22 protein-coding genes are annotated in these 25,098 nt (G+C 58.5%); 13 read left to right on the top strand and 9 right to left on the bottom strand.

Translation table 11 applies throughout. The features are described 5' to 3' along the window. Window positions 1-164: 164 nt before the first annotated feature. The 4 genes from NW842_RS03825 to NW842_RS03810 all read left to right on the top strand — a co-directional run bounded on the left by NW842_RS03825 (window position 165) and on the right by NW842_RS03810 (window position 3,916). Window positions 165-326, top strand: a complete 162-nt coding sequence (locus NW842_RS03825) for a hypothetical protein (protein ID WP_414352050.1) — start codon at window positions 165-167, stop codon at window positions 324-326. Between the two features lie 139 nt (window positions 327-465). Next, window positions 466-1,053: a DUF2062 domain-containing protein gene (locus tag NW842_RS03820; protein ID WP_414417508.1), complete on the top strand. Its 588-nt coding sequence runs from the start codon at window positions 466-468 to the stop codon at window positions 1,051-1,053. A 195-nt stretch (window positions 1,054-1,248) separates the two neighbouring features. Next, on the top strand, window positions 1,249-2,037 hold the full coding sequence (gene map / locus NW842_RS03815) for a type I methionyl aminopeptidase (RefSeq protein WP_414342345.1): 789 nt from the start codon (window positions 1,249-1,251) through the stop codon (window positions 2,035-2,037). 7 nt (window positions 2,038-2,044) lie between these two features. Further along, the gene (locus NW842_RS03810; RefSeq protein ID WP_414417507.1) at window positions 2,045-3,916 is read left to right on the top strand and encodes a chloride channel protein; all 1,872 of its coding nucleotides are present in this window, start codon (window positions 2,045-2,047) and stop codon (window positions 3,914-3,916) included. Between the two features lie 16 nt (window positions 3,917-3,932). Here NW842_RS03810 and NW842_RS03805 read toward each other — a convergent pair whose 3' ends face one another. From NW842_RS03805 to NW842_RS03790, 4 genes are read right to left on the bottom strand one after another with little or no spacing between them, the layout of a single operon-like run. Further along, window positions 3,933-4,688: an endonuclease III domain-containing protein gene (locus NW842_RS03805; RefSeq protein WP_414374859.1), complete on the bottom strand. Its 756-nt coding sequence runs from the start codon at window positions 4,686-4,688 to the stop codon at window positions 3,933-3,935. A gap of 3 nt (window positions 4,689-4,691) precedes the next feature. After that, window positions 4,692-5,795 (bottom strand): undecaprenyldiphospho-muramoylpentapeptide beta-N-acetylglucosaminyltransferase, encoded by a 1,104-nt coding sequence (murG, locus tag NW842_RS03800; protein WP_414374857.1) that lies wholly within the window; start codon window positions 5,793-5,795, stop codon window positions 4,692-4,694. Window positions 5,796-5,836: 41 nt separating this feature from the next. Then, window positions 5,837-6,826, bottom strand: a complete 990-nt coding sequence (locus tag NW842_RS03795; RefSeq protein WP_414374855.1) for a photosynthesis system II assembly factor Ycf48 — start codon at window positions 6,824-6,826, stop codon at window positions 5,837-5,839. Window positions 6,827-6,834: 8 nt separating this feature from the next. After that, complete coding sequence (locus NW842_RS03790; RefSeq protein WP_414374853.1) at window positions 6,835-7,251, bottom strand: rubredoxin; 417 nt, start codon at window positions 7,249-7,251, stop codon at window positions 6,835-6,837. 212 nt (window positions 7,252-7,463) lie between these two features. On the opposite strand from NW842_RS03790, the gene NW842_RS03785 reads away from it, so the two are divergent. Next, a complete protein-coding gene (locus NW842_RS03785) occupies window positions 7,464-7,874 on the top strand; it encodes an FHA domain-containing protein (protein ID WP_414374851.1) in 411 nt (136 codons plus the stop codon). A 216-nt stretch (window positions 7,875-8,090) separates the two neighbouring features. Next, a complete protein-coding gene (tpiA, locus tag NW842_RS03780; RefSeq protein ID WP_011433738.1) occupies window positions 8,091-8,843 on the top strand; it encodes a triose-phosphate isomerase in 753 nt (250 codons plus the stop codon). Between the two features lie 4 nt (window positions 8,844-8,847). Here the strand turns inward: tpiA and treY are convergent, their stop codons facing one another. Further along, window positions 8,848-11,649: a malto-oligosyltrehalose synthase gene (gene treY, locus NW842_RS03775; protein WP_414417506.1), complete on the bottom strand. Its 2,802-nt coding sequence runs from the start codon at window positions 11,647-11,649 to the stop codon at window positions 8,848-8,850. Between the two features lie 175 nt (window positions 11,650-11,824). Between treY and NW842_RS03770 the strand changes: the two genes are divergently transcribed. From NW842_RS03770 to NW842_RS03760, 3 genes are all read left to right on the top strand, one after another. After that, entirely contained in the window at window positions 11,825-12,493 is a 669-nt protein-coding gene (locus tag NW842_RS03770) for a hypothetical protein (RefSeq protein WP_011433740.1), read from the top strand. 34 nt (window positions 12,494-12,527) lie between these two features. Next, the gene (locus tag NW842_RS03765) at window positions 12,528-13,397 is read left to right on the top strand and encodes a M48 family metallopeptidase (RefSeq protein WP_011433741.1); all 870 of its coding nucleotides are present in this window, start codon (window positions 12,528-12,530) and stop codon (window positions 13,395-13,397) included. Between the two features lie 240 nt (window positions 13,398-13,637). Continuing rightward, window positions 13,638-14,576 carry a carbohydrate kinase family protein gene (locus NW842_RS03760; RefSeq protein WP_414417505.1) on the top strand — a complete coding sequence of 313 codons (939 nt, stop codon included), beginning with the start codon at window positions 13,638-13,640 and terminating at the stop codon, window positions 14,574-14,576. Here NW842_RS03760 and NW842_RS03755 read toward each other — a convergent pair. Further along, window positions 14,570-16,294 carry an ABC transporter ATP-binding protein gene (locus NW842_RS03755; RefSeq protein WP_414374844.1) on the bottom strand — a complete coding sequence of 575 codons (1,725 nt, stop codon included), beginning with the start codon at window positions 16,292-16,294 and terminating at the stop codon, window positions 14,570-14,572. The genes NW842_RS03760 and NW842_RS03755 overlap by 7 nt on opposite strands. A 36-nt stretch (window positions 16,295-16,330) precedes the next feature. Next, window positions 16,331-18,346, bottom strand: coding sequence for a diguanylate cyclase domain-containing protein (locus NW842_RS03750; protein ID WP_414417504.1), 2,016 nt, complete (start codon window positions 18,344-18,346; stop codon window positions 16,331-16,333). Between the two features lie 675 nt (window positions 18,347-19,021). Here NW842_RS03750 and NW842_RS03745 point away from each other — a divergent pair. From NW842_RS03745 to NW842_RS03730, 4 genes are all read left to right on the top strand, one after another. Next, complete coding sequence (locus NW842_RS03745; RefSeq protein ID WP_011433745.1) at window positions 19,022-19,381, top strand: hypothetical protein; 360 nt, start codon at window positions 19,022-19,024, stop codon at window positions 19,379-19,381. A gap of 259 nt (window positions 19,382-19,640) precedes the next feature. After that, complete coding sequence (locus NW842_RS03740; protein ID WP_011433746.1) at window positions 19,641-20,561, top strand: L-lactate dehydrogenase; 921 nt, start codon at window positions 19,641-19,643, stop codon at window positions 20,559-20,561. 92 nt (window positions 20,562-20,653) lie between these two features. Beyond that, window positions 20,654-21,373 carry a tRNA (guanosine(46)-N7)-methyltransferase TrmB gene (gene trmB / locus NW842_RS03735; RefSeq protein ID WP_414417503.1) on the top strand — a complete coding sequence of 240 codons (720 nt, stop codon included), beginning with the start codon at window positions 20,654-20,656 and terminating at the stop codon, window positions 21,371-21,373. A 98-nt stretch (window positions 21,374-21,471) separates the two neighbouring features. Next, complete coding sequence (locus NW842_RS03730; protein ID WP_414417502.1) at window positions 21,472-23,055, top strand: type II CAAX prenyl endopeptidase Rce1 family protein; 1,584 nt, start codon at window positions 21,472-21,474, stop codon at window positions 23,053-23,055. A gap of 12 nt (window positions 23,056-23,067) precedes the next feature. On the opposite strand, the gene NW842_RS03725 is transcribed toward NW842_RS03730, so the two are convergent. Both NW842_RS03725 and NW842_RS03720 read right to left on the bottom strand, forming a co-directional pair. Continuing rightward, entirely contained in the window at window positions 23,068-24,129 is a 1,062-nt protein-coding gene (locus tag NW842_RS03725) for a DnaJ domain-containing protein (RefSeq protein ID WP_414417501.1), read from the bottom strand. Continuing rightward, window positions 24,087-24,944, bottom strand: coding sequence for an ABC transporter substrate-binding protein (locus NW842_RS03720; protein WP_414374838.1), 858 nt, complete (start codon window positions 24,942-24,944; stop codon window positions 24,087-24,089). Before NW842_RS03720 ends, NW842_RS03725 begins: the two co-directional genes overlap by 43 nt. Window positions 24,945-25,098: the final 154 nt, after the last annotated feature.

Raw genomic sequence — 25,098 nt, 5'->3', positions numbered from 1 at the left:
TGTTTGGAAACAAACAGAATGCTATCGCTGCATAGTTGAACAGTGATGTTCAGCAGTGTTCAGCGTAAATGTATCAGGCCTTCAATCTTCGGAAAGTAAGCCGATGGGTACACCTGCATAGCCAAGATGGGATCCTAGATTCACAGTCTTCCCCAGAACTCCAGATGACAACTCCCCCCGAAAAGCCTGATCCCAAAATGAAATCGGGATCCCTGCCCTCTGCCCTGCGATCCGGGCTGAACATTGCCCTGTTCCTATTCTTGGTGGTGCTGGTTTCCTACTTGGGTCTTAACTTCGTGCTGGCCTTGGTGGACAAGCTCAGGTGACCACTCCGTAAACCGATCCCCCGGCGTCACCCCGTTGCTGCTGGCCCGGATTTGCCAATGGCCCTTTGTCGCCAAGGGCAGGAAAGATACACTGGATTTACAGGACTTAACACCTTCTCTCAGTTGCCCCCTTGCCACCATGAGCCCCCTCTTTTGGTTGAGGCTGCCCTCTTTCTCCTGGCCTTCGCCGGGATCCCTTAAGCTTTATTCCAGATCCTACTCTGGATCTCAACCAGGGCCGACCCTAGCCCGCCGGGATCTTTCCTGGAAGCGTTGGCTGCGCTATCTTTATCTGCGCCTGTTGCGGCTGCAATCGTCGCCAAAAGAAATTGCCCGTGGCTTGGCGGTAGGGGTTTTTGCCGGCTGTTTCCCCATCTTTGGCTTTCAAACGTTGGCCGCTCTGGTGTTGGCTGTTCCGTTTCGGGGCAACAAGCTGGCGGCGGCGGCAGGGACCTGGGTGAGTAACCCCTTCACCTATGTGCCCATCTATGCATTCAACTACCAGGTGGGAGAATGGCTACTGGGATCCCGAACTGTCCTTCCCACCACAGAGCTGGTGGCGGCCACCTGGCAAAACTGGATGCAGTGGGGCTTGGAGATGTCGGGCACGCTGTTTGTCGGCTGTGCGTTTGTCGGTTTTTGGGGATCCCTCGTCAGCTATTTTCTGGGGCTGTGGTTGGTGCAGCGGATTCGTCGGCGGCAGAAAATGGCCGGCAGGGGTCTGTGAATGGGCGCAAGGCGATTCAGAATCCCAACTGAGAACCCAATCCTGGACAGTCTGCAGGTGCAGAGATCCATCCGTTTTCACAGAGCTTTTCACAGATAAGGTCTCATGATGGAAGACATGCGAGCGTTGTTGACAGACCTCAGCCGTCGCTCTCAGCGATGGGGGGAGCAGTTGGGATCCGCTTTGCAGACGGGTATGAACCAGCTCACGCAAGCCCCTCAGCCCATTGTGTTGCTCTCTTCGCGGGAACTGGAGAAAATGCGGCGGGCTTGTCGCCTGGCGGCAGATCTGCTCAAGCACTTGGAGCCGATGGTGCGGCCAGGGGTCACCACCCAAGAGCTCAACGACGAGGCCGAGCGATGGACGCGGGCGCATGGGGCCAAAAGTGCCCCTTTGGGCTACCATGGCTTTCCCAAATCCATCTGCACCAGCGTCAACCACGTGGTTTGCCACGGCATTCCCAGCCCCAAGCAGATCCTGCGAGAAGGCGACATCATCAACATCGATGTCACCCCGGTTTTGGATGGCTACCACGGCGATACGTCCAAAACCTTCTTTGTCGGACAGCCTTCTGAGCGGGCGCGGCGCTTGGTGGAGGTGACCGAAGAATGTCTGCGGCGGGGCATTGCTGCCGTCAAGCCGGGGGGGAGAGTCGGCGACATTGGCGCTGCCATCCAAGAATATGCCGAGGCCCAGGGCTACAGCGTGGTGCGGGATTTTGTCGGGCATGGGGTGGGACGGCAATTCCACACTGCTCCCCAGATCCCCCACTACGGCGAACGGGGAAAAGGGGAGAAACTCCGCCCCGGCATGGTGTTCACCATCGAGCCGATGATCAACGAGGGCACCTGGGAGGTGAAGGTGCTCTCCGACGGGTGGACGGCGGTCACTTTGGATGGCAAGCTCTCGGCCCAATTTGAACATACGGTCGCCGTTACCGAAACCGGTGTAGAGATCTTGACCCTGCCTTCCCAAAGCCCCTGAGCCGATCATGAACAGCGCCCCCGCTCTCCGCCTGCGCCTCTCCTCCGAGAACCTGCTGCTGCTGCTGGCGGCGGCAGTGGGGTTGGGCACGGGGCTGTTGGTGGTTGGATTTCGCTACTTGATTGGCTGGTGGCGCTATCTGCTGCAGGACACCCTCGTGGATGGCATCGGTAAGGCCGCAGAACACTATGGCCTGTGGCTGCTGGGATCCTGGACACTGGCTCTGGCGCCGGTGCTGGGGGGCCTGCTGATCGGCGCTTTGGGGGCAGTTGTGCCCTTTCCCAACTTGAGCCTCTCCGGCTTGGTGAGTCCTGCTCGTCCTTTGGCACTTCAGCCCTGGTGGATCCCGCTCAAGCTCTTGGCGGCTGCCATCTCGTTGGGCGCGGGAGCTTCCCTTGGCCCTGAGGCCCCCAGTGTGGAAAGTGGCGCTTTGCTGGGATCCCTGCTGGGGCAAAACCTACGCCTCTCGCGGGAGCGGGTGCAACTGTTGATGGCTGCCGGAGCAGCGGCTGGCCTGGCGGCAGGGTTTAACGCGCCCATTGCCGGGGTGTTTTTGGCGCTGGAGCTGGCTTTGGCCCGCACCTTCACCACTTCTGCTGTCAGTGTGGTGGTGTTGGCGGCGGTGGTCTCCGCCTTGATCGCCCAGGTGGGGTTGGGGGCACAACCCGCTTTTCTTTTGCCCACCATCACCCAGCCGGCCTTCGTCCTGCCGGACTACGAGCTCCACAGCTTGCTGGAGGTACCTCTGTATCTCGGCTTGGGCTTTTTGGCCAGCCTGGTTTCTATGGCCTTCAGCTACACCCTGGAGTGGGGCAAGCACCTGTTCAACAGTGGCCCCCTGGCGGCCTGGCCAGCTTGGAGCAAGCCCATTTTGGGGGGCGGGATCCTGGGCTGCGCAGGTTTGGGGATCCCATTGGCGTTGGGGGTGGGCTATGAAACCATTGAGTCGATTCTGCAGGCCGTTCCCTTTTCTCTTGGCCATCTGGGCCTGCTCCTATTGGGCAAGCTGTTGCTGAGCGCTTTGAGCCTGGGCAGCGGCTTTGTGGGGGGAACCTTTGCCCCGGCTTTGTTCATGGGGGCAGTGCTGGGGGCAGGCTACGGTCAGGTGCTATCTCAAGCTTTGCCCTTGATTGCCTTGTCTCCCCCTGCTGCCTACGCCATGGTGGGCATGGCGGCGGTGTTGGCGGCCAGCGTGCGGGCTCCGCTAACGGCCATCTTGCTGCTGTTTGAGATGACGCGGGACTATCACATTGCGCTGCCGGTGATGGCGGCAGTGGGTTTGAGCATCTGGCTGACGGAGCAGTTGCATTCGCCGGCCATCTACCCTTCCGCCCGTCGCTATCGCCACGCAACGCTTGACGGAGTCCTTGGGCAGGAGCCTAGAGAGCTGACGGTGCAAGAGGTGATGGTGCCCCCATCTCTTTTGCTTCGGCAAGACACACCGCTGCGAGAAGCTCTGGAGAGTTTGCTGCAGCAAAAGTGCCATAGCGCGTTGGTGGTGGACGGACAGGAGCGGCTGCGGGGCATTCTCACCCTGGAAGACCTGGAGCGGGCCTTGGCCCATAAGGAGGCGGCGGAGTTGGCGGAGCTAACCGTACAGGAGGTCAGCCAATCTCCGGTTCTCACCACCTTCCCCGATGAGGCGGTAGCGGTGGCAGCTGAGCCGATGTACGAATACGATTTGCGCCAATTGCCAGTGGTCTCGCGGGAAGACCCGGAGCAGATCGTCGGCCTGTTGGATCGAGAGCGGGTGCTGCTCTCCCAAGAGATTCAATCGGTGCGGCAAGCCCTGGAGTTGGAAGTTCCCCCAGCAGAGAGAGACGCCGGCAGGAACGGACAAGAGGGGATCCCAGATGCTTCTACTGCGCCCGCAGAATAGAGCCCTGCTGTCGGGATCAACGCTGCCGCCCAGAAGGGCAGGTGGGACGCAGCGGGCAGCGGCCACATTCGGGCATGCGGGCCTTGCAGATGCGCTTGCCCAGCCGGACAAAGTTGACGTGCAGGGAATAGGCTTTGCCTCTGGGGATCTGAGGGGAAAGCTGAGCAAAAGTGTCGTCGGGATGTTTGGCCCGCACCAAGCCCAGACGGTTGGCCACTCGATGCACATGGGTATCCACCGGGCAGAGATCCCGACCCAGCCCGAACAACAACACACAGGTGGCGGTCTTCAGCCCTACCCCTTTCAGGGAGAGCAAAAAATCGAGGGCGCCAGCATCGTCTAGCTCTCTTAGAAAGTCCAGACTCAGGGATCCCTGTCGTTCTTGAATGGCAGCCAGGATCTCCTGAATTCGGACTGCCTTGAGGTGGGCTAAGCCGCCGGAGCGGATCACCTGGGCCAGATCTGCCGGGTCGGCAGCCAAGACCGCTTCCCAAGAGGGAAAGGCGGCTTTGAGGGCGCGGAAGGCACGGCTGCTGTTGGCATCGGTGGTGTTCTGGGAAAGGATCGTGCCCACCAACTCGTCCAGGAGATCCGGGCGGGGGGAAAGCCCATCGGGAGCCCGCTGGGGGATCCCGAAGCACTGTTCTAGCCGCATCAACAGCGATTCCATCCTGTCGGCGGGCGGGAGTTCCGCCAGCAGGGCAGGGGGCTCCGCTGCTTGAGCGGGCGCAGGCGGGCAGTGGGAAAGACCATCCACTCTCTGCTGGACCACAGCTTAACGGGCAGAACTTTGGCGGATTTCCTGCAACAGACGGGCGATGGCCTTGCTGGCATTGGGGGGAGCTGTGGCTTGCAAGTGGGCGGCCATTTGGGCAACCACCTGCGGCTGAGCCAACCAGGTCAACACCGTTTGCCGCAGCAAGTCCAAGTTCTCTTCGGATTCTCGCATGACCACCCCCCCACCGCGCCCCACAAAGGCCAGAGCATTCTGATACTGATGATCCTCAGCGGCAAAGGGATAGGGGATCAAAATGGCTGGGGTGGCGGTGGTCAGCAACTCCGCCAGGCTCATGGCTCCGGCGCGGCTAATGGCAAAGTTGGCCCGCTGCAACAAGGCAGCTACATCTCGACGGAAAGGAAAGGGCCGGTAGCGGGGATGGCTGGGGATCCTGGCTTCCGGATCTTGAGCTTCGCTGCCGCCGGTCAAATGCACAATCCAGGCCCCCGCCTCCAACCAAGCTGGGGCACAGGTGGCCACCATGCGGTTGAGGCCCCGCGCCCCTTGGCTGCCCCCCATGACCACAATGAGGGGATCCCCGTCGGGAATGGGGAGGTCGGCAGGGAAAGGCTGGGGCGTGTAGAACTCGGCCCGCACTGGCGTGCCCACCACTTGGGCGGCCACCCCTGGCAAATGCTCTGCCGTCTCCGCCATGCCCAGCGCCACCACCTGACAAAATCTCCCCAGCCAACGGGTCACTTTGCCCGGGATCCGATTGGACTCGTGCAGCAACACCGGTACCCCCAGCGAACGGGCGGCCAAAATGGCCGGAGCGGCAATGTACCCACCGGTGGTCAGGACAATATCAAACCGTCCCGACATAAGGAGTCGGCGCACTTGTAGGGTGGCGCGGGCCAGTTGGGCCAAGGCTTGCAGCTTGCGGAGAGGGGATCCCTGCCAGCCCGACATGACGACTCGGTGCAAGGGATACCGCTCCCGCACCAGCTTCCCTTCCATGCGATCCGGCACCCCCAGCCATTCGATCTGCCAGTCAGGCAACTGCTCGGCAACGGCCAAGGCCGGAAAAATGTGGCCACCAGTGCCGCTGGCAGCAACCAGCAGCCGAGGGCGTGAAGCTGGATCCTTGGCGCGTGTGTCCACCCGTGTGCCGGTTAGGGATCCCTAAGATCTGATCTAGATCTTCAGGAGTTGTTGGAGCTGACATAGCGCAAGAGGGTGCCCCGCTGCCCCAGAATAAACCCCTGCTGGGGGCCAAAAAACTCAATACTGTAGAAGTTGGCGGGGATGTTGCTGAGTTTCTTGGCCTGCTCCCAGGTTTTGCCACCGTCAGGGCTGTGGATCAGGGTAGCGCCACCCCCCACCACCCACAGGTCGTGGTCGTTTTGATAGGCGGCATTGAGGTAGCCAAAGCTGAGGGCCCGCCCCGGACGCAGCGGCGACGACCACTGGCCGGAGGTGAAGTCATCGGTAAAGGCGATCTCCGCCCCTTGGTTCAATTTCCAAGCGCTGCCGTGGGGGCCAAAGCCCATGTTTTGAATGCGGCGGGAGCTTTCCCGCGGGTAGGGCTTCCAGGTGCGACTTTCAGGAGTGTACAGAAAGTAGAAGCTGCCCCGCGACGACACCGCCAGATATTCGCCTTCAGGGCCGCGGGCAATGTTTTTGATGGCCCCAATCGGCTCATCCACTTGGGCATGCCAGGTCTGACCGCCATCTTCGGTGCGGTAGATGGCCCCCACATTGGTCACCATTTCGGCGGCGCCAGGGCCCAGAGCCTGGATCAAGAGCGGCTCCCCTGGCAGTTGGTTGTTGAGGCGGATGGAAGTCCAGTCGGATCCCTCGTTCAGGGTGTGGAGGAGGATCTTCGGCTGCCCGGCCACCCAGCCTTCTGCCCCAGCAAAGCTAATGGAGGCCAGGTAGGCTTCCGGCTCCAGACCCGGCAGCTCCCGCACCTGCCAGTGCAGACCCCCATCGCGGGATTCCAGCAGCGTCGCCTTGTCTCCCACCAACCAGCCATGGGAAGGGGTGGTGCCGGTGAAGGCAATGTCCAGCAGAATGTTCTGGGTGGGCACTTCCACCTGCTCCCAGGGCACCACCCGCATGTTGGGCATCCCCGCCGCCATCAGCAGCACCGAGACAGCAATCAGCAGCACCAGCCTCAGGGGTTTGAACATCTTGACCCTCACTCGACGAAATAGAAACTCATCAAAAATAAAAATCCCAGCGCCAGTCCCAAGAAGATCAGCAGGTTCTTTTGAGCAGGGGTCATCACGTTCACCCCCAGGCCGTAGCGCAAGTTCTCTTGAAAACCGGAAGGCTTGCCCTTGGCGCCCACTGCTTGGAACGAGCGCTTACCGGCTCGGCACACCGGACATTTCCAATCGGCTGGCAATTCCTCAAACGGTACGCCCGCCGGGATCCGATTGAGCTGATCCCCCTTGGCCGGTTCGTAAACATAGCCACAAGAACGACATTCGTAGCGCTGCATCCGCAGGGGATCGCTGAGCTGCGCATCGGTTTCATCTTCCGGCAACTCAATGATCTTCGGTGTCTTGGGAGAACGGGGTTGAACACCGGGATCCGGTTGCGAGCCATTCATGGTCAGGGAGCCATCCGCATCGTCGATCCTATTATGAGAGGAATTGTTACAAAAATCTACTCAGACCCTTTCTTGTTGCTCAGGGGGATCCCGCACCAGCCTGGGATGCCGACCTGAAGAGACTTATCCGGTGGACACAGGGATCCACCTGGGGGATCCTATGTTATGTTTTGGCTATCCTGCCCTCAGTGTTGTGCAAGCGGGTGCCTTTCATGACCACGCCCCCTCGCCGACCGGCCCTCAATCACGTGCTCATCGTCAAGGATCGTCATGGGCCAAAAGCCTACTGGTTGACGGCTGAGCTCTACTCCTTAGGCCGGGATCCACGCAACAGCATTCGCATCGACTCCCAGTACGCCTCTCGCTACCACGCCATTTTGGTCAAAACAGAATCCCCCTCTTCTCCCGATGGGTTCACTTACCAAATCATCGACGGAGACATTCAGGGCACCCCCAGCACCAACGGCCTTTACGTGGGCGGGCAACGGGTGGAATTTCGGGATCTGGAGGACGGGGACGAAATTCAGTTTGGCAACGATGCCACCGCTACCTACTCGCTGCAGAACAAAGATCTGGATGAAATTCTGGCTACTTTTGAAAACACCCAGATCGTTGGGCTGTAGGAAGCTGCCTTCCCTGTTGGGTCTTGGCCTGTCCCGTCTGCATGCTGGTTGAAGGGTTAACCGGCGCTCGGAGAAGGGATCCCGTCGCCGTATTTTCGGGATCGCTTGCTGGTAAACTGTGTCATACGAAAAAACAAAGCTGGGATCCCTACTGTTTTATTGGGCTTTCTGCTTGCGGGATCCCTTCCTTCTGTTGTCTCTAAGGGAGGATCCATCTTGCGCCCCATCCTCATCGCCGGCAACTGGAAAATGCACAAGACTCAGGCTGAGGCTCGCGAGTTTCTGCGAGAGTTGGGCCTGGCTTTACGGTCATCGCCGTCAGGGTCAGCATCCCAGCGGCAGATCATCCTATGTGTGCCCTTTACAGACCTGGCGGTGGTGGCAGAGCAAAGCCGCGGATCCGACATAGCCGTGGGAGCACAAAACCTACATTGGGAGGATCAGGGAGCTTTTACCGGGGAAATTTCCGGCCCCATGCTGGCGGAATTGGGGGTGCGCTATGTCATCGTCGGCCACAGCGAACGGCGGCAGTACTTCGGCGAGACGGACGAAACCGTCAATCGGCGTCTGGCAGCCGCCCAGCGGCACGGCCTTACCCCCATCCTTTGTGTGGGAGAAAGCCAGCAGCAGCGGGAGCAAGGCTTGACCGAGTCTTGGATTGTGGGGCAGTTGGATCGCGCCTTGCAAGGGATCGATCTGGAGAACTTGGTGATTGCCTATGAGCCAATTTGGGCCATCGGCACCGGCCAGACTTGTGCAGCTCAAGAGGCCAACCGGGTCATCGGCTTGATCCGGCAACACCTGGGCAATGCCCAACTGCCCATTTTGTATGGCGGCTCGGTGAAGGCCGGCAACATCGATGAGCTGATGGCCCAGCCTGAGATCGACGGCGTGTTGGTGGGAGGGGCCAGCCTAGACCCCCAAGAGTTTGCCCGCATCGTTAACTTTCAGGCCCTAGCTCCCGCCTAGGCCGCTAGCGGGATTGTCCCCACAACAGGGCCACCGGGAAGGATTTCAAGACAACGCCCACCGGCAAGGTTTCGCCGGCAGGGATCCTTTCCTGGGTTAGCCCATTCACCCAGTCCAGCCGCTTCCAACGCGGCAGATGAATTTCGGTATCTGCCCAAACGGATTCTCCCAGAGGATCTTGGGTTTCGTCGATCAACTTTGTTAAAAAACGCGGCACTACCGTGAGCAATACCTGCTTGCCGTGCTGACGGGCAAAAGCCACAACATGGTCAGCATGGGATCCGCTGATTTGCAGAGGAATGTAGCTGCCCTCGAGAAACAATTGGGGCTGTTCCTGGCGGGCCTTGAGCACATGGTAAATCAGAAACAGCTTAATGCGTCCGTCGCTGCGGTGCAGGAGCAAATCCACGATGAGTTGGAGAGGATCCTGTTTAACCCGCCGCTGAATTTCTTCCAAATAGGCGAGGCGACGGGAAAAATCCACAGGCCGACGATTGTCGGGATCCACCATGCTCAAATCCCACAGTTCCGTGCCTTGGTAAATATCCGGGATCCCAGGGCTGGTCAGTTTGATCAGCGTCTGTGAGAGAGAATTAAAAATGCCAAAGTGGGCAACTTTCCGTTGGAAAGGCAAAAAGGACTCCAAAAAGGGGTTAGGACCTTGAAGGATCCGTTCGATAAAGGCGGTAGTGGCTTCTTCGTACTCGGTATCGGGGCGAAGCCAAGCGGTGTGGACCTTAGCTTCCCGCACTGCTTTGATGGCATAGTCTTTGACCCGCTGTACAAACTGGGGTACCTCTTCCGGTTGGAAGGGATAAGAGCCGAGCAATGTCTGGTAGAGCAAATACTCGTCATTGCGATCCGGCAGTTCCGAGCGCTTAGCTTGTTTGCTGCGGACTTTGTAGCCGAGGTTCAGCTCATGCCAAAGATTGATGTGCTTTTCCCACTCGGCGGGGATTTCAGAAAGCACATTCAGCCGGGCCCGCACATCTTCGCCACGCTTGGTGTCGTGGGTGGCAGAAGCATTCATGGACAGAGGCCACCGAGCTGCCCGCTCTTGATTAAAGCGGTGAAACTCTTGCACCGAAAGGCCAAAGCGACAGGGATCCCCACCGACTTCATTGAGAGATAAAAGGCGGTTGTACACATAAAAAGCAGTATCTTCTACCCCTTTGGCCATGAGAGGGCCAGCCAACTGCTGCAAGCGCATGGCAAAATGGATCTGCTCATTTTTCTCCTGGTCTGATAAATTTTCCAGAGACTCCAGGCAGAGAAAGCGCTGAATAAAATTCAGCTCATTCACCAAAACGGGCAGGTTCTCCTTGGCCTTCTCCACAGCTTGACGAACCACCTGTTGACCTTCTGGACTGAGGATCCCTTCGTGGATATAGACGCGGTAGACCGGAAAGCACACCAAAACTTCTACCAAAGCTCGACGTAAACTGTAGAGGGTAAAGTCATTGGCATAGCGATGGTGGCTGGTGATCTGTTTGAGCAAAAAAGCAAGGTTATCCATATCTCCTGACAGGTTGCGCTCGATGATCAGGCGTTTTTTATCTTCGATAACCTGCTCTGGGGAATGCCGTAGATTTGTGAAATTTTGATAGAGAGAGTCAAAAGCCTCTGCATTTTCTTCTTGACAAAAGATGCCGTTGAGCTTAGCCAAAAAATCGTAACCCGTTGTGCCTTGAACCGGCCAGCTTTGGGGCAGACTTTCATTGGCCTCTAGTATTTTCTCTACCACGATGTAGAGATTTGGGCAGCGTTCCCGCAGGCGATGGAGATACTCTTCGGGATTGAACAACCCATCGATATGATCGATGCGCAAACCACTAAAACGCCCCTGTTCTGCAAGCTTAAAGATAAGCTGATGGGTTTTGCGAAACACCTCGCGATCTTCCACCCGCAGTGAGATCAGCTCGTTAATGGTAAAGAAACGACGATAATTGATCTCCTCAGCACCCACCTTCCAGAAGGAAAGGCGAAAATTTTGCCGCGCCAGAAGACTATCCAGCAGGTCAAAGCTCGACGGATCCCCTGGCTTGCCGTTAAAGATGTCAATGTTCTCGTCAAAAAAGCTCTGGATAGGTTGGCTAGAAGTGTAGAGTTCCCACAACGAATGCTTGGCAAAGCTAATTTGATCAGTGCGCTCTAGGAGATCTTCCTTGCTGGGAATGAATTTCAGGCTGAAGAGGATCCCGAGTAACTTGACGTAGTCGGGATGGCTGCGTCCCAATTTTCGCCGCAGCTTGCTCAGGTTGTAGGTAAAAACATCCGCATAGGTGTCAATATTGAGGGGGAACCTCAAGTTGTAGTAGTTAATACTTAGGCCATCGGCATCATAACGAAGCTGGATTTGACCCGACTCCAAACATTTGTCGTAGAAATCTCCCAAGAAAGGGGCTAAGATTCTGCCTTTGATCCCCAGGTAAGAGTGATTCCAATTCACATCAAAGTAGTCAACAAAATCTGAGTTGGGGCCACTCTCCAGAACATCCATGAGCATCTGGTTCTGGCCATCGTAGGCCATGTGATTGGGCACAATGTCCTGGATCCAGCCTATTCCCTGCTGATTGAGGGCTTCCCACAAGAGCTCAAACTTTTCGCTTCCCCCCAGTTCCTGGTTAATCTGCCTGGGATCCACCACGTCGTAGCCGTGGGTGCTGCCTTTGCGGGCTTGGAAGATGGGAGAGGCATACAAGTCACTGATGCCCAGCAGCTTCAGGTAGGGAACAATCTGTCGTGCTGCGTCGAAGTCAAACCCAGCATGAAACTGAATGCGATAGGTGGAAGTCGGGATCCGCATGATGACCTTAGAACAATGACAAAGAAGCGGAGCTTGCCAACGGCATAGGGTCAAGAGAACAGATGTATCTAGGGTAGCGGCTAAGATCAAGGAGTCCTGCAGGGGAGAGGCGAGGTTAGTGAACTTGTCAAGGCCACAGAGGAGCGCTTCACCCCCGGTAAGGGGGCCGGCAAGGATGGCGAGGTGGGCAGGGATCCTGCTCGTGGGTGGGCTGATGGGGAGTTGGCGGAGTGAGGCAACCTGGGCAGAAAGCGAGTTTCGGGTGGGGAGTGAGCTGGTTTTGACCCTGCGCACCCCCGATGCCCCCGCTCGCCTCCGTCTGCTGAAGCAACGGTTGGAAGAGATTTTGCTACAGGCCAGCAGCCCTCAGGTGCAGGTCAGTCTGGATATCCCCAGTCCCAATCCCTCGACGACCGGCAGCGGGGATCCCCCAGCTCAAGCCGCTCGGATTCTTTTGAACCAGCAACTGCTGTTGGAGGTAACTCCAGCCGATGCAGAGGCTCATGCTGCTCCCCAACCGGCAGATCTGGCAAGGATCTGGGCGGATCGCCTGCAAACGGTGTTCAACCAGGAATCCAGTCGGCAGCAACTGTTTTTGGGATTGGGGCTGCCCCCGCACTTGACCTGGCAAGGGCGACTCTATCGCCGCGCTGAGCGTGCTGCCGCCGATACTGGGCGCTTTGTTACCGATGGCACTCGCATTCAAGATCATGTGGTCTATTGGGAGATCCCCTCTGGAGAAAACCCGTTTGATTTTACTGACAAGCCGACCCTGTCGGATCCGCCGCCGGAGCGGCTATTTTTGTTGAATCGCCACCGCCAGTTTGTGCCCTACGAGTTGTAACCGAAGTCCTTTCTCCCTCTGTTGTCTATTGTCTATGTCGTCCATTCAACGAGAACCTCGGATTCTGTTGGGCCTGCGGGCCGACCAATTTCGTCATCCCGTGGATCTGCAAGCCACCCGCTCTCTGCAGCAAGTGCCGGGGCTGGGCCTGCTGATTCAAAATTGGCTTGGCTCAACGGCAGGACAGATATTTTATCTGGACAACATTGCTTCCAGCATCCAAATTAACGAGCATCAGTTGCCGGAAATTCATCAGCTTTTGGTGCAGGCCTGTCGCATCTTGGATCTGGAGGTGCCCCAGCTCTACGTGCGGCAGAACCCCACGCCCAATGCTTACACCTTTGCCATGCAGGGGAAAAAGCCCTTCATTGTCTTGCACAGCTCTCTGCTGGATCTGTTGGAGCCGCCGGAAATTCAGGCCGTGATCGCTCATGAGTTGGGCCACTTGAAGTGCAATCACGGGGTCTACTTGACGATGGCCAACATTCTCATGCTCTCCACCAGCTTGCTCCCCTTCGGGGGGTTGTTTTATCAGGCGTTGCAGGATCAACTGATGCACTGGCTGCGGTGTGCCGAGTTTACCTGTGACCGGGCGGCGCTGTTGGTAGCCCAAGATGCCAAGACGGTGATCTCGGTGTTGATGAAATTGTGTGGGGGATCCCCGCAATTGGCCTCCAAGCTGAACGTGGACGCCTTTTTGGAGCAGGCCCGTACTTACGACGAGCTGGACGGGGATCTGTGGCAGATGGAGCTGAAGCAGATGCAAACGGTGGGGCGCACCCATCCGCTGCCGGTGCTGCGGGCCAGAGAAATCGAGCGTTGGTTCCGCAGCAACACCTATCAGCAGATCCTGGAGCTCCAGGGATTGGGCTCCGCACCGCGGACGTCAACGGCTGCTTCGTAAACTACCCGACTCCGACCGCTAAAGCAGTACAGAGCGGGCTTTTAGTAGCCCTGCAGTTGGCAAGCCAACCACGAGCCTCTGGGGTGGTTTACAGCACCCCCAATCGACCGTTACCAGTGCCTTAAACAACCGTTTCTGGTGTCCGCAGTACAATTATAACCATGGAGGCGGACTTTCCTCTCGACACTGATCCTACCGGTACAGCACGGGGCTCCTGCGATTTCTAGCTGAGTGCTCAAGATGGATCCCTCTCATGTGCCCCTGGGTTTGCCGCTCATCTTGGGGGAGGTGCTTTTCGACTGCTTCCCCACAGAGATTGTGCTGGGCGGAGCAGCTTTGAATGTGGCTTGGAACCTCAAGGGGCTGGGATCCGATCCCCTCTTGCTCAGCCGTGTTGGCCAAGACGAGGCTGCCAGAGAGCTGCTGGGGGCCTTGCGACGGCAGGGGCTGCGCCTGGAGGGTCTGCAGCAGGATTCTGTTCACCCCACCGGCAAGGTTCAAGTAACCCTGGATGAGCAAGGGATCCCCACCTTCGCCATCTTGCCCGACCAAGCCTACGACTACATCCAGTTGGATATTGGGGCTCTGCAAGCTCTCCAGCCCAGCCTGCTCTACCGGGGCAGCTTGGCAGCCCGCCGGGAGGCAGCCCATCGCCACTTTCAAGAGGGGATCCCCGCTTTGGGCTGTCCCGTGTTTCTGGATCTCAACCTGCGGGATCCCTGGTGGCATCCAGACGCCATCCAGGAGATGCTGCGCACCTGCACTTGGCTGAAGCTGAACCAGGCAGAGCTGGAGCAAGTGGCCCAACTGGAAGGGATCCCTCCTGGAGACCTGCTGGAGCAAGGACAGATCCTCCAGGCTCATCTGAACCTGAAAGGTCTATTTCTGACCTTGGGAACGGCAGGCGCGCTGCTGATCACCCCTGCTCAGGTCTATCGGGCCGACCCGGTTCCTGCGCCTCAGATGGTGGATACGGTGGGGGCGGGAGATGCGTTTAGCGCCGTAGCCATCCTGGGACTATTGCGGGGATGGCCGGAGGCGATTCTGGTGCAACGGGCCGTGCAATTTGCGGCGGCCATCTGCGGGATCCCGGGGGGAGCGCCTGCGGATCCGGAGTTTTACCGGCCCTTCCGGCAGGCATGGGAGATCCAGGAGATCCAGAGGCCAAGGGTTCAATGAAACTGGCGCAGGTGAAACTGGGCGTAGCGACCCCCTTTGCCCAGCAATTCTCGGTGATTTCCCTGCTCCAGCAATTGCCCCTGCTCCAAGACGAAAATGCGGTGGGCGGTGCGCACTGTCGAGAGGCGGTGGGCAATCACAAAAACGGTGCAGCGTTGCATCAGCCGTTGCAGCGCTTCCTGCACCAACGCTTCTGACTCGTTGTCCAAAGCCGAGGTGGCCTCGTCCAGGATCAAGATCTTGGGGTTGAGGAGCACGGCGCGGGCAATGGCCAGCCGTTGCCGTTGTCCACCGGAGAGGGTGACCCCCCGTTCTCCCACGCGGGTGGCGTAGCCATCGGGCAAGCTCTCGATAAAGGTGTCGATGTTGGCCACCTGGGCCGCCTGGCGCACCGCTTCCAGGTCAAAATGCTCTTGTCCGTAGGCGATGTTGCTGGCAATGGTTCCCGAAAACAGGGTGATCTCCTGCGGCACAATGCCGATCTGCCGGCGCAGGCTCTTGAGGGTGACGGTGCGGATGTCGATGCCGTCGATGCGGATGCAGCCCTGCTGGGGATCGTAAAAGCGGGGAATCAGGCTCACCAGGGTGGATTTGCCGGCGCCGGAGGATCCCACCAGGGCCACAATCTCGCCGGGAGACACCTGAAAGCTGATCTGTTTGAGCACCGGCTGATCCGGTTTGTAGGCAAAGGAAACTTGGTCGAACTCCACCCAACCCTGAATGGGAGGCATGGGGCGGGCCCCGGGCAGCTCCCGGATTTGGGAGCGGGTGTTTAGCAGCTCGAAAATCCGCTCCACCGAAGCCTCACCCTGTTTCAGCTCGCTGTAGTTGTTGGTGATATGAACAATAGGGTCGATCAACATCGCAACACCGGCGATAAAGCCGAGAAACTGGCTGCCGGTCAGGTTGCCCTGGCTAATTTGCCAGCCGCCCACCCAAAACACCCCCAACACGCTCATGGCGTACAGAAAACCCACCACCGGGTCTTGGATGGCTCTCATCTGTTCGGTCTGAAACCGGGCCAGGCGGTTGCTTTCGGCAATGGCACTGAAGCGGCGAATTTCGTAGTCCTCAGCCGCAAAGGCGCGAGTGAGGCTGATGCCAGCAAACACTTCAGTCAAGAGGGCGGCCAAATCCGACATCTTCTCTTGGTTGAGGCGGGAGCGAAACAAAAGGCGATCCCCAAACCAACTGATCAAGGCTCCCATCAGGGGGGCGATCAGCAAGGTGGTCAAGGTGAGAATGCCGTTGAGATAGAACAGGTAGGCCACCACCGCCAAGATGGTGAGCACGCTGGGGATGAAGCGATGGAAAAACCGCTGCACCACCTCTCCCACCCGATCCAGATCCCCCGTGAGGCGATAGACCAGATCGCCAGTGCGGCTGCCGGAAAAATAGTCCACATCCAGTGCCTGCAGGTGGGCATAAATCTGTTGGCGCAATTCCAAAACCATTTGCAAGGAGGCCCTCGCCATCAGGGTGTCTTGGCCATACTGAAAAGCGCCGCGCACCAAGAAAAACACCACCCCAATCAAGGCCAGCATCCGCAATTGCCCCAGATCCCCGGCACCGATGGAGCGGGCCACCCACTCGATCAAGTAGGCGAGGGCGGGCATGGTTAGCACAAAGCCAAGGGTACAGGTTAGCCCCAGCAACAACATCCACAGATGGGGCCGAATGAAGGGAATGAGACGGCGATAGCTACGACCCGGATGCACAAATCACAAACCAGAAGGGCCTCTGACCCAACCAGCTTACAGGATAGTGTTGCGGACTGCTGCCGGGATCCCTGAAACTGGCCGGTAGAGCTGAAAGCCGCTGCGGCCATTTTCCTTGACCTGGTAGAGGGCCAAGTCGGCATGGTGCAAAAGGGTGGACACTTCTACGCCGTCTTGGGGGTAGAGGGCGACGCCAATGCTGCAGGTCACGGAAAGGGAATGGCCCTCGCAGGAGAAGGGAGTTTGAAAGGCATCGACAATCCGCTGAGCCAGACGCGCTGCCACTGTGGGGCTGCCAATTCGGGGCAGCAGCAGGGTGAACTCATCCCCTCCCCAGCGGGCGACGATATCTCCAGGGCGAACGCACTTGGTTAACCGTTCAGCTACCCCCTGCAACAGGGCATCGCCGACACCGTGGCCGAAGGTATCGTTGATGTCTTTGAAGTGATCCAAATCCACAAAGAAGAGGGCCAGAGATTCACTGTAGTATTGCTGCAGGGCCTGCTGCAGCCGCTCCCGAAAGGATTCGCGGTTCACCAAACCTGTCAGGGCATCATGATGAGCGCGAAACTCCATGTAGGCTAAGCTCTGCTTTTGGGCGGTGATGTCTTCGCAGATGCCTTCATAGCCGAGGATGTTTCCGGCTTTATCTTTAACCAAACGGGCCTTTTCTCGGACCCAGATGATCGAGCCATCCCGCCGCCGCAGCCGGTACTCAAAACCGCGTACGGATCCCTGTTCCTGCAATAGCCGCACAAATTCCTCCCACTGGCTGGGATCCACATAGAGCTGCCGCTTGCCCGCCTCTTTCGCCTCGCGCATCAATTCTTCGGGGGAGCTGTAGCCGCAGATCTGGGCCAGCATCGGGTTGGCGGAGAGATACCGACCTGCCGCATCGGTGAAAAAAATGCCCTCTACCGCATTCTCGAAAAAATTGCGATAGCGCTCCTCAGCCTGGCGCAGCTCCTCTTCCACTTGCCGGCGCTCCGAGATCTCGAGGGCCAGAGACACCAAATCCGCCAGGGATCCGGCGAAGTTTTGCTCTTCTAAGGTCCAGTGGCGAGGGGATCCAATGTGCTCGTGGCAGAGAACACCCACCATCCGTCCTTCCAGTCGAATGGGGGCATCCAGCATCGAGACCACTCCCATTGCTGTCAGGTAGGAATTGCCGAACTCGGCGGTGCGGGGATCCGCCACCACTTGGTCGGCAGCAATGGTGCGCTCTTGCTCCAGGGCTTGAAAATAACGGGGATAGTCTTTGGCCCAGATCTCCGCCCCTTGAGTATGGGATCCCTCGGGGTTGTCTGGGGTGATCTCGAATTGATTGATGCAGCGAATGCTGGAGCGCTCCGACGTGTAGAGCCAGACCCCCACCCGTGCCACCCCCAGGGTATGGGCGGCTGTAGTACAAATCTGTTGCAGAGCAGCTTGTAAGTCTCCTTGGCTGAGGGCTTTGTGCCGGGTGAGCTCCATCAGAGCCCGGTTGTGCTCCAACAGTTGCTTTTGGCTGCGCTGTAGCTGCCACTCCACTTGCTTGCGTGCTGTGATGTCCTGACAGGAGCCGACAATTCGGCTGATTGGCTTGTTCTCCTCAACTACTGGAGAAAGGGTAACGATTAGAACACGGGTCGACTCTGGGTCGGGAGCGGCAGAGGCCGTTAGGCTCAGCTCGAAGCTCACTTGCCGGCCATGGCTGAGGCAGTGTTCGGTGTGCAGTTGAATCTGCGCAGCCAGAGAAGGCGGTAGACAACTCTGGAGCTCTTCTCCCTCGATAGGTCGAGAGGAGAGAAAAAACATCCTGCAAAAAGCCGGGTTACCCACCAAAAACCGACAGCGCGGTTGAGGTGAGCCTCTTTCTGGCTCCGGGGGCAGACACTCAAGGACAAACAACCCATCGCTGACGCTCTCGAACATGGTGCGCAGCACAGCCCGTCCCCGAGCCTGTACCGGGCGCCCACGGTACATGACCTGGGGATTCCACAGATCGGCCCGCGTCAGCGCATCATAAACGCTGCCAGCCTGGTCTGGCCCAGCAGTCCCCCTTTCAACCATAGGCTAGGAACACCCAGTAGACGCTCGGGCAACGGGGAGGGCAAGCCGAAAAAAACAGCTATGAATTCACGCTGTCTCTGCCATTCTACGGTCATCCTATGGAATTGTTGGGGGAGTTTGTGTGTCTCTCGATACAAAAGATCCCCGGGCTGGCACGGGCTTTTGGGTGCTCCGGAGGGGATATTCTTTGAAGCAACTCTTGAGGTTAATTAAAAGAATTATTAAAAAGCCTGTCCTGCCGACGTGAAGGGCTATGCGTCGCCGTTTTCAAGGTTAAACCGCTTCTGGCTCCCGAACTTGTTCTACCCGTACATCGACACGCTTGGGAAGGAACCAGGCTCCTATTAGTTAGAACTGCTCTCATTAGAAAGAACCTCAGCTAGCCCTGGAAAAGGGATCCCTGCCAGACCCAGGATGGCTAATTCCGCGGGCGTGGGATCCCCGATGCATCCAAGGCAAGAGAGGAAGACTGATGGATACAACTCCACCACTCAACCGAGTAACAGCATAGCTCTATTGAGATTAGCTTTCAATAGCGTGCCGGCAAAGTAGGGATCCTCTTTGATAAAGACTTGCATTAAGCTTGAGGAGTCTGGTAGAGTGCTTACCCAAGTAGCAATTGCTAAAGATTTGCAGTTAAGTCTTCTCAGGAGAACAAGCTGCGGAGTGGCAAGCATGGCATGGCAACAGGTTCAGGCGGGGGTGTGGTGTAGGCAGTTGGGGCAATTGGCGCCTCAGTGGTGGTTGGGCTGGAGTCTGGAGCAGGGCTTTCGGCTCTACCGCAAAGAAGTTTCCTCTGCTCTGCCTTCTCTCTCTGCTTTGAGGATTCGCTACCAAGAGCGAGATGGCTGGCTGGACGTGTTTCTGGGAGAAGCGGAGCAATGTAACCGACGACGGCGCAGCCTTTTGGATCCGGCAGCGCGGGTAGCCTTGCACTACATGCCGGAAGATTTAGCTCAGATTCAGTCCCTAAAGTGTCCTCACGAGCGCATTCCTCCGCAGCTTTGGCAGCGGCTAACCCAGCAGCCGGGTTGAGGACTGTTGAAGGTTAGAGGGCTATTTATTGTTTTTATTGTTTCAGATTGTTTCAGATGGATCCAGTCCGCTGCGGCAACCGATCCTGCCTCTTCTCGCCTTTCCAGTTCTTCTGGAGAGCGGTAGCCTGTTTTTTTCTTCCTCTAGGCAGGCTTAAGCTGGAGAACGAAGAGTAGCGGCTGCAGCCATGACTGTTTCTAAGCACCAACCCAAGCAGCGCTCCCAGCAGCAGGTCGAGGGGCTGACTTCTCGCCGCCTTTTGAAGGGATCCATCATCGGCGCCGGCCAGGTAGGCATGGCCTGTGCCTACTCGATGGTAATCCAGAACACTCTGGATGAGCTGGTCCTTCACGACATCGACCGCAACAAGCTGGAAGGGGAAGTGATGGATCTGGTGCACGGGATCCCCTTTGTGGAGCCGACGCGGATACGGGCAGGGGAGCTGGCGGATTGTGCCGGATCAGACGTGGTGATTTTGACGGCAGGGGCTAAGCAGCGGCCTGGAGAAACCCGTTTGGATTTGGTGCAGCGCAACGTCGAGATCTTCAAAGGCTTGATCCCGGCCTTGATGGCCCATTGCCCTGACACACTCCTCTTGGTGGTGAGCAATCCCGTTGACATCATGACTTACGTTTCCCTGAAGTTGTCGGGGTTGCCGGCAGGGCAGGTAATTGGGTCGGGGACGGTTTTGGACACAGCCCGCTTTCGCTATCTTTTGGCGGAGCGCCTGGGGGTGGATCCGCGTAGCCTGCACGCCTACATCATCGGCGAACATGGAGATAGCGAGGTGGCCGTTTGGAGCAAGGTGAACATCGCCGGCACCCCAATTGGGGAACTCTCGCCGGACTGGGATCCCGCCTATTTGGGGGATATCTTCGAGCAGGTGCGCAACGCTGCCTACGAGATCATCCGTCGCAAAGGGGCCACCAGCTACGCCATCGGGTTAGGGGTGACGCAAATTGTCCAAGCCCTGCTGCGGGATCAACACCGCGTTTTAACCGTGAGCAGCCTCACCCAAGGGGAGTACGATCTGCCAGAGGTCTGTCTCAGCTTGCCCAGAGTGGTCGGGCGGCAGGGGGTGGAACGCACGCTGGCCATGTCCCTCACCGAGAGCGAGCGCAAGCAGCTGCACCGCTCGGCCCAGATCTTGCGGCAAGTCATCGACAGCATCCGGTGGTAGCCTAGATCTCCTGGACTTTTGTCGCTCCCCTCCAAGCTGGGGGATCCCTTGGTCAGTGGGCGAGGGCCGCAGCTGGCGGCAGGAGGTGGTCTATGGAAGCAGAGGTGCAACAGGGGCAGCAATCGCCTGAGGGCCAACTGGAGAAGCGCCCCCCTTCTCCGCCTTGGGCCGGGATCCCCTTACAGAGGGGCCTCGGTCACCGGGTACGGCAGCACGTCAATCCCCTGCAGGCGCAGTATCAGCAGCCCACCCCCCCACCCCACTGGGAGCGGGTATACCGACGGCTGGGGCAGCCCTTTCATCTGGATATCGGCACAGGGAGCGGACGATTTCTGCTGCGCCTCGCTCAGGAGCAGCCCGACTGGAACTTCCTAGGGGTAGAGATTCGGCAGGCGCTGGTGGAGCGGGCCAATGCCTGGCGGGACGAGCTGGGGCTGGATAACGTCCATTTTCTGTTTGCCAACATCAACATCTCTCTGCGGCATCTGTTTGCGCCGGGGGATCTCAGCCGGGTGACCATCCTATTTCCGGATCCCTGGTTCAAAAAGCGCCATCACAAACGGCGGATTGTCCAACCCCAACTGGTGGCGGATCTGGCTCTGCTGCTGCGACCGGGCAGCCCCGTCTTCCTGCAATCGGATATCCAAGAGGTGGCCGAAGAAATGGCAGCTCGATTTTTAGAGCATCCGCAGTTTTGGGATCCCCACCAGGGACCTTTGGACTCCAATCCCCTCGGCATCCCCACGGAGCGGGAGTGGCACTGCCTACAACTGGGCCTGCCCATCTATCGCTATTGGCTGGAGCGCCGGTGACAACAGGACAAATCCGTAATGCAGTAATAACAACTCCATTCCGCCAAGACAATACAGAAGATAGGATATAACCCGCTTGAGTTGGATCCGTCGCCGCAATGTCTCACTCTGAAACCACGGCCTCTGCCGACCCCTCCTCTGCTTGGTTTTCTGTTCGCCGTGGGATCCTCAACCTGCTGAGCCTATTGGCCATTGTGATTGTCGGGCTTTCTCTTTCCAGCAGTTGGTTTCAGCCGCCGCCCCAAACGCAGTTGGATTTGTTGCAAACCGATCTCGCCCTGCAAGCTTCCCGCACCCTCGATGATCCCCGCTATCAGGATCTGGCACGGGCACTTTTGGGTCAGGATGTGTTCAAGGTGGCCCAAAATCGCTATCAGCAGACCGCCGATAACTACGCCGAACGCCTGAAACGTTTGAAACGGCTGGCCCGTTTAACTCCTGCTGGCGAATCTGAGGCGGCCAGCCCAGAACTGGCCCAATCTCCAGAGGTGGATCCCGCCCTTTTGGCCTCCATGCAAGATTTGCAGACGGAGCTGGATGCGCTTTGGCTGCGCCTTGGCTTGCTCTATGCCTACCAAGAAGATCTGGAAGCTGCTCGGCAGCAATGGCAGCAGATCATCGACCTGGAACGTCCCGTGGAGCTGGAATCGAGCCAAAAGGGGGCAGCGCGGGTTTTGCAAGGGCTGTGGGGAACACCGCGGCGCATCTTGCCAGAGGCGGAGGTGCAGATTCGCAATCATCTGGATGGTTGGTTTGAGGCGGTGGCTCTGCAACAGCTTTACCGACTGCAGCAGCGCAGCGATAGCCTAAATGCCCTCAACCAACAGCAGGAAAAATTGGCCTTGGCGGCTCTATTTCGACTGGCGGTGGTGGGCGGGATCCCCGTGCTGGGGGCGCTGCTGGGGTTGATGCTCTTGTTGGGCTGGCTGGGCTGGAGCCTTTGGCGCAAACGTCCGCTCCTGGGCCCTGCTTGGGAAGTGCCTTGGCCGGGGATCGGGGCGCAAGCGGTGCTGACCGGCTGGTTTTTGGGGTTTATCGCCCTCAACGCTTTGGTGCCTCGACTTTACATCATCATCCTCGGCCTGGGGGCACGGCAGCTCAGCCCTTGGCAGCAGGCGGTAGCCCTGTTTCTCACCTACAATTCCGGCGCTGTGCTGGGGGCAGGGTTATTGTACCGTCTCTTGCACGCCTACCCCGGCTGGCAGAGGGTGCTGCAGGTGCGGTTGTGGGGTCCTTGGCTGCTGTGGGGCTTGTGTGGCTACTGGGTGGCCTTGCCTTTGGTGGTGCTGGCAGCGGCGCTCTCGCAATTGCTGCTACCGCAGGCGGGGGGTGGGAATCCCATTTTGCCCCTGCTGCTGGATAGCCATGGTTGGGGGGCGCGGTTGGTGTTTTTGGCCGTGGTGTCTGTCTGTGCCCCTGTTTTTGAGGAGGTGCTGTTCCGAGGCTTTTGGCTGCCTACTCTAAGCCGCTACCTGCCTATGGGGGCCGCCATTGTGCTCAGCGCCTTCACCTTTGCCCTTGCCCACCTCAACCTCTCTGATCTGCTGCCTCTGACCATGCTGGGGGTGGTGCTGGGGGTGGTGTACAGCCACAGCCGCAACCTGCTGGCTCCCATCCTACTGCACAGCCTCTGGAATACGGGATCCCTGGTCACGCTGCTGGTGCTAGGGGGTGCGCGTTAAGGGGGGCTCTGCCTACTTTTTCCTGCCGAAGAGGCGGCTCAAGAACCCGCCGTTGTCTTCTTTGCGGGGAGGCGGCACCACTTTCTGAGCCTGTGACGTTTGACGGCTGGCCACTCGCGTTGGCGGGACGGAGTCCTTGGGGACGGGAACGGGCTGTTGAGTGGTGACTTGCTGCATCCAACGGCGCACTTCTGCCATCAACTCGGCGTTGGCAGGTTCTAGGCGACTGGCTTGCATAAAGTCTGCTTTGGCCATGCCAGCATTCCCCTGCTTCAGGTGGGCAATGCCCCGGTGCAGGTAGTAGCGGGCCACGTTGGGCTCAGCGCTGATGGCAAAGTTCAGATACTGCACCGCATCCCGGTATTGCTTGCGCTCGATCATGTCCAAGGCTTGGATAAAGCGGGTTTCCGCAGGGCTGAGCTTGGGAGCCGGAGGTGGGGTGGGAACGGGCTGAACAGGGGGACGGCTGGGCGGAGCAACGACGGGGGAGGCTGGGATCCCACCCACAGTGGTACGGCTGGGGGAAGGGGTTGGGATCCCGGTCGCGGTAGTGGTTCTAGAGGCAGGGGCTAGGCTCCCCTGGTAGCCGGCCTTGAGCAACAAATAGGCCAGGTTCAGCTCGCTCAATTGCTCGGTTTTCTCGAGCAGGGTTTCCATGGAGCTGTATTGCTCTTTGGCCAGCTTCTCCACCCGTCTGACATACTCTTCCTGCCAATGGGGGTGCTCGGCCAAGCCCTTGACGGCTTCCCCAGAGGGCCAAAGATCCGGGGGGGGCGTCTCCAAAAGGCGTTTGATCCGCATTTTGAGCACCGTTTCATATTCCCCTCGCTCCCGCTCTTTGGTCAGCACTTCGTTGGCCGGGTTGACCAGCTTGGCAAAGAGGATGTTGGCGCGCTCTGCACCTTCGGGATCCCCCACAAACCGATCCGGGTGGAGGGCCTTGGCCGCCTGCAGGTAGCCGCGCCGGATCCCCTTGGAGTCGGCGGTAAGGGGCACGCCTAAGATGGCGAAATGGTCAGTCTCGTAGCGGGCTAGTCCTCGGTTGAGGCGGGGGACATTAGAGTTGGATCCCATAGTTGCCACTTCTCTAAAATCTGCTGCAAGGTTCCGTTTTCGATCAGGCTGGAAATCGCCCCATCCACAGCTTCCTTCAGGGAAGGATGCTGAGAGGATACTACTCCCACCAGAGGCATGGGGAACAGGGGCGGCCCCACCAGGCGCAGCCGGGATCCAGCTTGGCGCAGGTTTAGGGCGGCAACAGGCTGATCAACCAGCACGGCATCCAACTGGCCAGCCTGTAGCTGAGCAAACAAGCGCTCAGGGTTGCTGGTGGCAAAGAGACGAATGGCGTTGCCCCTCCTCTCGTTATAAGCCTCCAGTAGGGCTGCCCCTGTACTATTGACTACGATGCCCACTTTGCGGCCAAATAATTGCGACAGTGTCTCGATGGCCGGTTCCTCTGGCCCGGAGGCGGGGAAGGGATCCCGTACCACCAAGCGCTGCGGGCTGAGATAGTAGGGCCGGGTGGCCAGAAACTGCTCCGGATCCAAGCCCAAAGCTTCCCGCGCCCCCCAGATCAAGTCCACCTCATCCGCTTGCAAAGCTGCCAACTGTTCGCTCCAGGCCACATAGATGGGATCCACCTGCACCTGAAGGGTTTGGGCAAGCGCCTCCAGGATATCCCACTCGAAGCCGGCGTAGGTTTGTTGCTCCAAGTCGGTATAGAGATAGGCCGGCCCCAGACTGGGATCCAAGCCAACCCGAATGCGCCCCCGGGCCTGGATCTCGGCCCAACGGGAATCGAGGGGCTGTGCCTGCTCGGTGGGGGCGACTTTCCCTTGTGCCGGCTGAGGGTAACCGGGGCCAGCAGTGGCAACCCCAAGGGCCATCGCTCCCAAGAGGAGAGCCAGGCCGAACTGTGCCGCCCGGCAGCGATGTCGCTGTTTTCCGGGGAGTCCGCTAACCCATCTCCTATCTACCCTGCCCAACATAGGGTTCTTGGAATCTTCTTGATTATTCCTCGATTATTCGTCAGCTACTTCT

The organism is Synechococcus sp. R55.4, from assembly GCF_047461935.1.
In the GTDB taxonomy this organism is placed as follows: Bacteria; Cyanobacteriota; Cyanobacteriia; order Thermostichales; family Thermostichaceae; genus Thermostichus.
The sequence above is the reverse complement of the archived record's forward strand: the minus strand, read 5'-3'. Positions and strand labels throughout refer to the sequence as shown.